Source organism: Pantoea sp. SO10, from assembly GCF_005281435.1.
GTDB classification, from domain to species: Bacteria; Pseudomonadota; Gammaproteobacteria; order Enterobacterales; family Enterobacteriaceae; genus Pantoea; species Pantoea leporis.
The window spans coordinates 1,496,000-1,508,117 of the sequence record NZ_CP040095.1; the positions used below are offsets into that span (position 1 = coordinate 1,496,000).

The following is a 12,118-nucleotide window of genomic DNA, read 5'->3' on the forward strand; positions in this document are numbered from 1 at the left end:
TTGAGCCTGTGACAAAATAGCACAAGTTGAATGCAGCAAAGCGGAGCCATCATCATGCAGGATCGTAACTTTGACGATCTGGCGGACAAATTCTCACAGAACATTTATGGCACGCGCAAAGGGCAAGTGCGCCAGGCGATTGTCTGGGACGAACTGGAAGCTCTGTTACCGACATTGCCTGCCGGATCCTTGAAGGTGCTGGATGCTGGCGGCGGCGTGGGACAAGTCTCAAGCGGCCTGGCGGCGCGCGGTCATCAGGTTGTGCTGTGCGATCTCTCTGCTGAGATGCTGAAGCTGGCGGAAGCCCATGCGCTTGCCGCGGGTGTGAGCCACAACATGCAATTCAAACAAATTAGCGCCCAGCAGGTGGGCGAACATTTGGATACGCAGGTTGATCTGGTATTGTTTCACGCGGTGTTGGAATGGGTCGCGCATCCGGAAGAGGTGCTGCAAGCGCTGTGGCACACGCTCAAGCCGGGTGGCGTGCTGTCGTTGATGTTTTACAACGCGCACGGCTTAACATTCCGCACCCTGACGCTTGGCAACTTCGGCTATATGCGCGCCAATATGAGCAAACGTAAAAAGCGCACGCTGTCGCCCGATTTCCCGCGCGATCCGGATGATGTGACGCGCTGGCTGACAAACTGCGGATTTGAAATTGAACGGCGTGCGGGCATTCGCGTCTTCTGTGATTACATGAAGCCGCAACCCGGCGCAGGGAAGAGCGTTGAGGAAATCATTGAGATGGAACGGCGTTTCTGTCGCCAGGAGCCCTTTTTAAGCTTAGGGCGCTATATCCACGTGACTGCGCGCAAACCCAGCCAGAAGGATCAACTATGAGCGAATTTTCCCAGACGGTCCCCGAATTGGTGGCATGGGCGCGCAAGAACGATTTTTCGCTTGCGCTGCCGGTAGAACGTCTGGCCTTTTTGCTGGCCATCGCCACCTTAAACGGTGAGCGCATGGACGGCGAGATGAGTGAAGGCGAGCTGATTGACGCGTTTCGTCACGTTAGCAAAGCATTCGAACAAACCCACGAAACCGTGCAGGTCCGTGCCAATAACGCCATCAATGACATGGTGCGTCAGCGCTTGCTAAACCGCTTTACCAGCGAGCTGACGGAAGGGCATGCCATCTATCGCCTGACGCCACTCGCCATCGGCATTACCGACTATTACATCCGCCAGCGCGAGTTCTCCACGCTGCGCCTGTCGATGCAGCTGTCGATTGTGGCGCAGGAGTTGAAACGTGCCGCAGATGCCGCCGAAGAAGACGGTGATGAATTCCACTGGCATCGTAACGTGTTTGCGCCGCTGAAATATTCGGTGGCGGAAATCTTCGATAGCATCGACATGACGCAGCGTCTGATGGATGAGCAGCAGCAAGCGGTGAAAACCGATATTGCCGATCTGCTTAACAAAGATTGGCGCGCGGCGATCTCCAGCTGTGAAATGTTGCTGTCGGAAACGTCCGGTACGCTGCGTGAACTGCAGGATACGCTGGAGGCGGCCGGCGATAAGCTGCAGGCCAACCTGCTGCGCATCCAGGATGCGACACTGAGCAGCCCGGATCTGGGCTTTGTCGATAAGCTGGTGTTTGACCTGCAAAACAAGCTCGATCGCATCATCAGCTGGGGCCAGCAGGCTATCGATCTGTGGATCGGCTACGACCGCCATGTACACAAGTTTATTCGTACCGCTATCGACATGGATAAGAACCGCGTGTTTGCGCAGCGTTTACGCCTGTCGGTGCAAAACTATTTCGATCAGCCGTGGGCGCTGACCTACGCCAATGCCGATCGTCTTTACGATATGCGCGATGAAGAGATGACGCTGCGTAATGACGAGGTGATGGGCGAGCTGCCGCCGGAAATGGAATACGAAGAGTTTAATGAGATTCGCGAGCAGCTGGCCGCGATGATCGAAGAGGCGCTGCAGATTTATAAGCAGGAGCAGAAGCCGCTCCATCTGGCCACGGTAATGCGCGACTATCTGTCGCAGTATCCGCGCGCGCGCCACTTTGATCTGGCGCGTATCGTCATCGATCAAGCGGTGCGACTCGGCGTGGCCGAAGCTGATTTAGCCGGTCTGCCTGCGCAATGGCAGGCCATTAATGATTACGGAGCCAAGGTGCAGGCACATGTCATCGACAAATATTGAACAAGTGATGCCAGTCAAACTGGCATTGGCTCTGGCAAACCCGATTTTCCCGGCGCTCGATAGCCAGTTACGCGCGGGTCGCCACATTGGCATTGAAGAGCTGGATAATCACGCCTTCCTGATGGATTACCAGGAATATCTCGAAGAGTTTTACGCGCGCTACAACGTTGAGCTGATCCGCGCGCCGGAAGGCTTCTTCTATCTGCGTCCGCGTTCAACCACTTTGATTCCACGCTCGGTGTTGTCCGAGCTGGATATGATGGTGGGCAAAATTCTTTGCTATCTCTATCTCAGCCCGGAACGTCTGGCGAATGAGGGGATTTTTACCCAGCAAGAGCTGTACGACGAACTGCTGTCGCTGGCCGATGAGAGCAAACTGCTCAAGCTGGTCAATCAGCGTTCCACCGGTTCCGATCTTGACCGCGCCAAGCTGCAGGAAAAAATGCGCGCGTCGCTGAGTCGCCTGCGCCGTCTCGGCATGGTGTGGTTTATGGGCAACGACAGCAGCAAATTTCGCATCACCGAATCAGTGTTCCGCTTTGGCGCCGATGTGCGCAGCGGTGACGATGCGCGTGAAGCGCAGCTGCGCCTGATACGTGACGGTGAAGCGATGACGCTGGAAAGTGCGCCGGCTGCGACTGAGAACGATGAAGCAGATAACGATATTGACGCTGAAAGCGACGCGAGTGATAACGCGGAGGATGAACAAGCATGATTGAACGCGGTAAATTTCGTTCGCTAACGCTGATCAACTGGAACGGTTTCTTTGCCCGTACTTTTGATCTTGATGAACTGGTCACCACGCTTTCGGGCGGTAACGGTGCGGGTAAATCCACCACCATGGCCGCCTTCGTGACGGCGATGATCCCTGACTTAACCTTGCTGCACTTCCGTAACACCACCGAAGCCGGTGCGACATCGGGTTCGCGCGATAAAGGCCTGCACGGTAAGCTGCGCGCTGGTGTCTGCTATTCGGTGCTGGATGTGGTCAACTCACGCCATCAACGCGTGATTGTTGGCGTACGTCTGCAGCAGGTAGCGGGACGCGATAAAAAGGTCGATATCAAACCATTCAGTATTCACGGCTTGCCGAGCGATTCACAGGCGACCGATATGCTGACCGAAATCCTTAATAACCGCCAGGCGCGCGTGTTGCCGCTGACGGAAGTAAAGGAGCGCGTGGAAGCACAGGAAGGCGTGCAGTTCAAACAGTACAACTCGGTCACCGATTACCATGCGGTGCTGTTCGAGCTCGGTGTGGTGCCGCGTCGTCTGCGTAACGCCAGCGATCGCAGTAAGTTCTATCGCCTGATTGAAGCTTCGCTGTACGGCGGTATCTCCAGCGCTATCACCCGTTCACTGCGCGATTACCTGCTGCCAGAAAATGGCGGCGTGCGTAAAGCCTTCCAGGATATGGAAGCCGCACTGCGGGAAAACCGCATGACGCTGGAAGCGATTCGCGTCACCCAATCCGATCGCGACCTGTTTAAGCATCTGATCTCGGAAGCCACCAACTACGTTTCCGCCGACTACATGCGCCACGCCAACGAGCGTCGTATTCACCTCGACGGCGCGCTGCAGCTGCGTAATGAGCTGTTTACCAGCCGCAACCAACTGATTTCCGAGCAGTATCGCCACATTGAAATGGCGCGCGAGTTGGCCGAGCACAGCGGTGCTGAGAGCGATCTGGAAAGCGATTATCAGGGCGCCAGCGACCATCTGAATCTGGTGCAAACCGCCATGCGCCAGCAGGAAAAAATCGAGCGTTATGATGCCGATCTGGAAGAGCTGACCTATCGCCTCGAAGAGCAGAACGAAGTGGTTGCCGAAGCGCGCGAAGTGCAGGAAGAGAATGAAGCACGTGCCGAAGCAGCTGAGGTGGAAGTCGATGAGCTGAAAAGCCAACTCGCCGATTTCCAGCAGGCGCTCGACGTGCAACAGACGCGGGCAATCCAGTATCAGCAAGCCTTGCAGGCGTTGGAAAAGGCGCGTACGCAGTGTCAGCTGCCTGATTTAACTATCGATAACGCGGCCGAATGGCAGGAAACCTTCCAGGCGCGTGAAGAAGAAGCCACCGAGCGCCTGCTGCGTCTTGAACAGAAACTGAGCGTCGCCGAAGCGGCACACAGCCAGTTTGAGCAAGCGTTAGCGTTAGTTACCAGCATCGCCGGTGACGTCAGTCGTCAGGATGCGTGGCAAGTGGGGCGCGAATTACTGCGCGACGCTGGCAATCAGCGCCACCAGGCCGAACAGCTTTCCTCGCTGCGTCTGCGCCTCAATGAATTAGAAACCCGTTTGCGTGAGCAGCATGATGCTGAGCGTTTGCTGGCGGATTTCTGCAAACGTCAGGGCCAGCAATACGATGCGGATGCGCTGGACGGCTTGCAGCGTGAACTCGAAGCGCAGATTGAGCAACTGAATAGCAGCGTTGCCGATGCCGGTGAACGCCGCATGTTGATGCGTCAGGAGCTGGAGCAGCTGCGTGAACGCATCACTGCGCTGACCGCGCGTGCGCCACACTGGCTGGCGGCGCAGGAAATCCTGACGCAGCTGAGCGAGCAAACCGGTCAGGAGCTGACCAGCAGCCAGCAAATCACCGAATTTATGCAGCAACTGCTGGAGCGCGAGCGTGAAACCACGGTTGAGCGCGACGAGCTGGCCGCGCGTAAGCGCGAAGTTGAACAGCAGATTGAACGTCTGAGCCAACCGGGCGGCGCAGAAGATGCGCGCCTGACGCAGCTGGCGGAACGTTTTGGCGGCGTGCTGCTGTCGGAAATTTATGATGACGTTACGCTGGATGACGCACCGTACTTCTCGGCGCTATACGGTCCATCGCGCCACGCCATCGTGGTGCCAGATCTGTCGCTGGTGCGCGACCTGCTCGACGGTTTAGACGAGTGCCCGGAAGATCTCTATCTGATTGAAGGCGATCCGCAAGCCTTTGACGACAGCGTATTTAGCGTCGAAGAGCTGGAAAAAGCGGTGGTGGTGAAAGTGGCTGAGCGTCAGTGGCGCTACTCCCGCTTCCCGAAAGTGCCGCTGTTTGGTCGCGCGGCGCGTGAAAACCAGCTTGAATTGCTGAACAACGAACGTGAACAGCTGGCTGAGCGTTATGCCACGTTGTCGTTTGATGTACAGAAAACTCAGCGTCTGCATCAATCCTTCAGCCGCTTCATCGGTAGCCATTTAGCGGTGGCGTTTGATGAAGATCCAGAAGCGCAGATTCGTCAGCTTAATAGCCGTCGTGGCGAGCTGGAGCGGGCGCTGGCGCAGCATGAAAATGACAATCAGCAGCAGCGCGCGCAGTTTGAGCAGGCAAAAGAGGGCGTCAGCCAGCTGAACCGCCTGTTGCCACGCGTTAATCTGCTGCTCGACGACACGCTTGGCGATCGCTGTGAAGAGATCCGCGAGCGCGTCGAAGAAGCGCAAGAGGCCGCACGTTTCCTGCATCAGCACGGCAGCAAACTCAGCAAGCTGGAGCCGCTGATTGCGGTACTGCAAAGCGATCCGCAGCAGCACGATCAGCTGCAGCGCGACTATCAGCAGGCACAGCAGCAGCAGCGTGATGCGCGTCAGCAAGCCTTTGCGCTGACCGAAGTGGTGCAGCGCCGCGCGCACTTCAGCTATGAAAGTTCGGCTGGCATGTTGGGTGGCAACAGCGATCTCAACGAACAGTTGCGTCAGCGTCTGGAGCAGGCGGAAGGCGAGCGCAGCCGCGCACGCGAACGTCTGCGTGGACATCAGGCCCAGCTGACGCAGTATTCGCAGGTGCTGGCATCGCTAAAAAGTTCATACGATGCCAAACGCGACATGCTGAAAGAGTTGCAGCAAGAGATGCAGGATATCGGCGTGCATGCCGATGCCAGTGCAGAAGAGCGCGCGCGCATTCGTCGTGATGAGCTGTATAGCGCGCTAAGCCACAACCGTGCGCGTCGCAACCAGCTGGAAAAACAGATCACCTTCTGTGAAGCCGAAATGGACAGCCTGCAGAAAAAACTGCGCAAGCTGGAACGCGATTATCATCAGATTCGTGAGCAGGTGGTCAGCGCGAAAGCGGGCTGGTGCACGGTGTTGCGTCTGGTGAAAGAGAACGGCGTTGAGCGTCGTCTACATCGTCGCGAGCTGGCCTATCTCAGCGGCGATGAGCTGCGTTCGATGTCGGATAAGGCGCTGGGTGCGCTGCGTCTGGCGGTGGCGGATAACGAACACCTGCGCGATGTGCTGCGTATGTCTGAAGATCCGAAACGTCCGGAACGTAAGATTCAGTTCTTTATCGCGGTGTATCAGCATCTGCGCGAACGTATTCGCCAGGACATCATTCGTACCGACGATCCGGTTGAAGCCATCGAGCAGATGGAGATTGAGCTGAATCGTCTGACCGAAGAGCTGACGGCGCGTGAACAGACGCTGGCAATCAGCTCACGCAGTGCGGCGAACATCATTCGTAAAACCATCCAGCGCGAGCAAAATCGTATTCGCCAGCTGAACCAGGGGTTGCAGGCGGTAAGCTTTGGTCAGGTGCGCAGCGTGCGCCTTAACGTGAACGTGCGTGAAGCGCACTCAACGCTGCTGGATACGCTGTCGGAAGAGCATGAACAGCATCAGGATCTGTTTACCAGCAACCGCTTAACCTTCTCGGAAGCGCTGGCGAAACTCTATCAGCGCCTGAATCCGCAGATCGATATGGGCCAGCGCACGCCGCAAACCATCGGTGAAGAGCTGCTCGACTACCGCAACTATCTTGAGATGGAAGTGGAAGTGAACCGTGGTACTGACGGCTGGCTGCGTGCAGAAAGTGGCGCGCTCTCTACCGGTGAAGCGATCGGTACCGGGATGTCGATTCTGGTGATGGTGGTACAGAGCTGGGAAGAGGAATCACGTCGTCTGCGTGGCAAAGATATTTCGCCGTGTCGTCTGCTGTTCCTCGATGAAGCGGCACGTCTTGATGCGCGTTCGATCGCCACACTGTTTGAGCTGTGCGAACGTCTGGAGATGCAGCTGATCATCGCGGCGCCAGAGAACATCAGCCCGGAAAAAGGCACCACCTACAAACTGGTGCGTAAAATGTTCAATAACACCGAACATGTGCATGTGGTTGGGCTGCGCGGCTTCTCGGCAGATCCTGCACCGAGCAAGGATCAAAGTCCTAAGGTCGGTCTTGAATATGAGAATTCATAGCGCTTAATCTGGTTAAAAAACAGCACTACGTTTAATCTGTATGCGGCATCTGCACTGAGAGGCAGATGCCGTTTTTTATTCGTATACTCAACATTATGAGTATGGCTGTACATGGCGATCACAGGGCGCTATGTCATTGGTGAGAAGGGGGCAGGGATGTTGCTAAACAATAAGAGCAAAATGAGTCGTGCTGCAGTAGCACTCGGTTTGTCACTGGTACTATCGCCGCTGGCTGTGAGCCATGCGGCCATCACCTCCACGCTACCCAATTCAACGCACCACAGTTCAATGTCGGTTGCTGCCAGCCAGCAGCAGATTCAGCAGGCGTTCAGCGCCACTGAACAACCTTTCTATTTGCCCGGTTTAGCCGGTATTTATGCGTCGCGCGATATGGCTCCGCTATGGCAAGACCCGCAAGCGGTGCAGGCTTTCCAGCAGCAATTGGCGGAAGTGGCGCTCTCTGGCGTGCAGCCGCAATTCACCCGCTGGGTTGAGCGTCTGACCAATCCGAACATCAAAGGCCTGGCGCGCGACATCGTGCTCAGTGATGCGATGCTTGGCTATCTGCAGTTTGTTGCCAATGTGCCGACACAGGGCGAAACCTGGCTCTACAGCAATGTGCCTTACAAGCTGACCATGCCATCTCTGGCGGCCATCAATCAATGGCAAAATGCGGTGAACGGCGGCGGCAGCCGGACTTTTGTGGTCTCGTTGCAACCGCAGCATCCGCAATATGCGCCGATGCATAATGCGCTGAAAACGCTACTCACCGACGATCGCCCGTGGCCACAGCTGCGTGATACCGTTACGCTACGCCCAGGGCAGATCAGTAATGATGTGCCTGCGCTGCGTGAGATTCTGCAACGCACCGGCATGTTGACCGCCAGCCATAGTACTACGCCAACGCCGGCGGAAGACGCGGTGCCAACTGCGCCGGTTCCGGTGAGCCAAAGCAATCAGCCGGTGGCGGTGAGCCCGTCTGCGGCAAACTTTGATGATATTGATGCGGCTCCGGCACTCGCTGCGACGCCTGAAGTGTCCAATAATGTGGCTGCCAATCCTACAGCAACCGGACCCAACGTGTATGACGCTACGCTGGTGGAGGGCGTTAAACGCTTCCAGCACTGGCAGGGATTGGCCGATGACGGCGCGATTGGTCCACGTACCCGTGAATGGCTGAATGTGCCGCCGCAGATGCGTGCTTCGCTGCTGGCGCTCAACATACAGCGCCTGCGTCTGCTACCGGATGATATGCATAACGGCATCATGGTGAACATCCCAAACTATTCGCTTACTTACTACAACAACGGCGCCACCATTTTGTCATCACGCGTGATTGTGGGTCGTCCTGACCGCAAAACGCCGCTGATGCGTAGCGCGCTGAATAATGTGGTGCTCAATCCACCGTGGAACGTGCCAACCACGCTGGTGCGCCAGGATATTGTGCCGAAGGTGAAACAGGATCCGACTTATCTGTATAAGCACGGTTATACGCTGTTGTCGGGCTGGAGTGCGGATGCGGAAGTGATCGATCCTTCGATGATTGACTGGCGTATGGTGTCGGCCGCGAGCTTCCCGTATCGCATTCGACAGGCGCCGGGCGCAACCAACTCACTGGGTCGCTACAAATTCAACATGCCGAGTTCGGATGCGATTTATCTGCACGATACGCCGAACCATAACCTGTTCCAGCGCGATATTCGTGCGCTAAGTTCGGGCTGTGTGCGCGTGAATAAAGCCTCAGAACTGGCCGATCTGCTGTTGCAGGATGTGGGCTGGAACGACGGTCGTATCTCAGACACCTTGAAAGAGGGAAATACCCGTTACGTGCCGATTCGCCATCGTATTCCTGTGAACCTTTACTATTTAACCGCATGGGTCGCCGATGACGGCCAGCCGCAATATCGTACAGATATTTACAATTATGATAATCCCGCCCGTTCCGGTAGTCAGGTACTGCATAAAGCCGGTCAGTTGTTACTCTAGTAATTGATTTGGCTGTTTTCTCTTCACATGAATTTAACCAAGACCAGTCTTGAAAATTTGATTTTGAGCTGGTTTTGGTCTTCTGCAACATATTCTGGGTTGACTGAGTCTTAGGCGGACGTTAATGTTCGGCCTTGTGTACTTTTCGCACATATTTTATCCGCTTTAGATTAGGTAACCTCGCTTCATGGCTAATATTGATTCTCAACGTCGTCGATTACTCTTGATTGGAGGCGCAGCAGCAGGATTATCACTGCTTCCTGGCTCCGCTCTGGCTTCGCTTTCCACCGCCCGCCCACGAGTATTGACGCTTAGTAACCTTCACACCGGTGAAACCCTTAAAACGGAGTTTTTTAACGGTAAGCGTTATGACAAGGATGAGTTAGCCCGCTTAAATCACTTCTTCCGTGATTACCGCGCCAATCAGGTGAAGACCATCGATCCCCATCTTTTTGACCAGCTTTACCGCCTGCAAACATTGCTGGATACGCGTAAGCCGGTGCAGTTGATCTCGGGTTACCGCACCTTAGCCACCAACACCATGCTGCGTGAATCGGGCCCGGGCGTGGCGAAAAAAAGCTATCACACTAAAGGACAAGCGATGGATTTCCACATTGAGGGAATTTCGTTGAGCAATGTTCGCAAAGCGGCGTTATCTATGCGCGCCGGTGGTGTAGGATATTACCCGCGCAGCAACTTCGTACACATAGATACCGGGCCCGCAAGGCACTGGTCCTGATACCGGCAGCGCTGCGTGTGTCGGTCATGGAGCGCTATGAACTACCAAATTATTCCGGTTACGGCTTTTTCCCAAAACTGTTCAGTTATATGGGATGACGAAACCCAACAATCCGCACTGGTCGATCCCGGCGGCGATGCGGAAACCATCAAAGCCGTGCTGGCAGAACGTGGTTTAACGCCGTCGCAGATCCTGCTCACGCATGGACATCTTGATCATGCTGGTGCCGCTGCCGAGCTAGCGGCACATTATCAGGTGCCCATTGTCGGTCCGCATCCGCTCGATGCTTTCTGGTTAGATAATCTGCCCACACAAAGCCGCATGTTCGGTTTGCCTGAGTGCGCGCCGCTCACGCCCGATCGCTGGCTGGAAGAGGGTGAAACTGTACAGGTTGGCAATGTCACGCTGGAAGTGCTGCTTTGTCCGGGCCATACGCCGGGACATATTGTGTTCTTTGATCGTGTAGGACGTCTTCTGATTTCAGGAGATGTGATTTTCAACGGTGGCGTTGGACGCACCGATTTCCCGCAGGGCAGCCACAGCGACCTGATCGATGCGATTAGAACCAAGCTGTTGCCGCTAGGCGATGATGTGACTTTCGTACCGGGTCACGGGCCTATCTCAACGCTAGGCCGCGAACGCATCAGCAATCCGTTCCTGCAAGAATAAAAAAATGGGCCCTTTTGGCCCATTTGTCGTTATTTGCCGCCTGATTTATAAAACTGCGACAATCGCCTCACACAGCGCCGACATATTGTCTGGCGTCATGCCTGCCACGTTAACACGACCCGAGTTCACCGCATAAACGCCAAACTCCTCACGCAGACGCACTACCTGATCTTTGGTCAGGCCGCTGAATGAGAACATGCCGTTCTGCTTGATAATAAAGCTAAAGTCCTGATTGGCGCCTTTCTCCGCCAGTGTGTTCACAAACAGCTGACGCATGCGCTGGATGCGCTGACGCATATCGGCCAGCTCCTGAATCCAGATGGTGCGCAGCGCGTCATTGCTGAGGATGGTGGCGACGACCGCCGCGCCGTGTGACGGCGGGTTAGAGTAGTTGGCGCGAATGGTGTATTTCACCTGGCTAAACGCAGTTTTGGCCACGTCGCTGCTCGCTGCAACCAGCGTTAATGCACCTACACGCTCATTATACAAACCGAAGTTCTTCGAGTAAGAGCTGGCAACAATCAGTTCCTGATGTGAAGCGGCAAAAATACGCAGCCCTTGCGCATCTTCATCCAGACCGCGAGCAAAGCCCTGATAGGCGAAATCAAACAGCGGCAACCATCCTTTCTCTAGCGACAGTTGCGCCAGCTGTTGCCATTGCTCTGCAGACGGATCAACGCCAGTTGGGTTGTGGCAGCAGCCGTGGAACAGCACTACATCGCCTGCTTTGGCTTCCTGCAGCGATGCCACCATGGCGTCGAAATCCAGGCTGTGGCTTGCGGCATCGTAATAATCGTAATCACACACTTCAAGGCCAGCAGCGTTGAAGACATTGTTATGGTTCGGCCAGCTTGGGTTGCTCACCCAAACGCGCTTGACGCTGGTCTGGTTTGCCAGAAAATCTGCCGCTACGCGCAGGGCGCCGGTGCCGCCTGGCGTTTGTGCGGTGCATGCGCGACCCGCAGTAATCAGCGCGCTCTCTTTGCCGAACAGCAACTCCTGCGTGCATCGTGCGAAATCCGCCAGACCATCAATGCTCAGGTAGTTCTTGGTGGTTTCATTTTCCAGCAAATACTGCTCAGCTTTTTTAACACTGGTGAGGACCGGCGTTTTACCGGTTTCATCTTTATAAACACCAATGCCAAGATTGATTTTATTCGGCCGGTCATCGGCACGAAAAAGGTCAGCCAGTCCCAGAATAGGATCGGCGGGTGCGGCAGAGATCGATTCAAACATGAGTCAGTTCCGTTTAGGTGAACTTTAGCGAAATGAGCTATCAGGTTAACGTCAGTCGGCACGCTTGCCAACCGCTGATATAAAAAAGAAATATGTCGGTGAGATAAAGTAGAAAAGCTAATTGCGAAGCCGATCACTGAAATGCAAAACG

General features: G+C 55.4%; 8 protein-coding genes. 7 read left to right on the top strand and 1 reads right to left on the bottom strand.

Annotated features, from left to right (window positions below; genetic code table 11):
• The first annotated feature begins 54 nt into the window (after window positions 1-54).
• From cmoM to FCN45_RS06925, 7 genes are all read left to right on the top strand, one after another.
• A complete protein-coding gene (gene cmoM / locus FCN45_RS06895; RefSeq protein WP_101760950.1) occupies window positions 55-840 on the top strand; it encodes a tRNA uridine 5-oxyacetic acid(34) methyltransferase CmoM in 786 nt (261 codons plus the stop codon).
• On the top strand, window positions 837-2,159 hold the full coding sequence (mukF, locus tag FCN45_RS06900) for a chromosome partition protein MukF (protein WP_007887410.1): 1,323 nt from the start codon (window positions 837-839) through the stop codon (window positions 2,157-2,159). The genes cmoM and mukF overlap by 4 nt, the downstream gene beginning before the upstream one ends.
• Window positions 2,140-2,874 (top strand): chromosome partition protein MukE, encoded by a 735-nt coding sequence (mukE, locus tag FCN45_RS06905; protein ID WP_101760949.1) that lies wholly within the window; start codon window positions 2,140-2,142, stop codon window positions 2,872-2,874. The genes mukF and mukE overlap by 20 nt, the downstream gene beginning before the upstream one ends.
• The gene (gene mukB, locus FCN45_RS06910; protein WP_137385497.1) at window positions 2,871-7,337 is read left to right on the top strand and encodes a chromosome partition protein MukB; all 4,467 of its coding nucleotides are present in this window, start codon (window positions 2,871-2,873) and stop codon (window positions 7,335-7,337) included. Before mukE ends, mukB begins: the two co-directional genes overlap by 4 nt.
• 156 nt (window positions 7,338-7,493) lie before the next feature.
• Window positions 7,494-9,323: a L,D-transpeptidase gene (gene ldtD, locus FCN45_RS06915; protein ID WP_137385498.1), complete on the top strand. Its 1,830-nt coding sequence runs from the start codon at window positions 7,494-7,496 to the stop codon at window positions 9,321-9,323.
• Between the two features lie 187 nt (window positions 9,324-9,510).
• Window positions 9,511-10,062, top strand: a complete 552-nt coding sequence (locus FCN45_RS06920) for a YcbK family protein (RefSeq protein WP_101760946.1) — start codon at window positions 9,511-9,513, stop codon at window positions 10,060-10,062.
• 36 nt (window positions 10,063-10,098) lie between these two features.
• On the top strand, window positions 10,099-10,731 hold the full coding sequence (locus FCN45_RS06925; protein ID WP_137385499.1) for an MBL fold metallo-hydrolase: 633 nt from the start codon (window positions 10,099-10,101) through the stop codon (window positions 10,729-10,731).
• A gap of 45 nt (window positions 10,732-10,776) precedes the next feature.
• On the opposite strand, the gene FCN45_RS06930 is transcribed toward FCN45_RS06925, so the two are convergent.
• Window positions 10,777-11,967, bottom strand: a complete 1,191-nt coding sequence (locus FCN45_RS06930; protein WP_137385500.1) for an amino acid aminotransferase — start codon at window positions 11,965-11,967, stop codon at window positions 10,777-10,779.
• Between the last annotated feature and the right edge of the window lie 151 nt (window positions 11,968-12,118).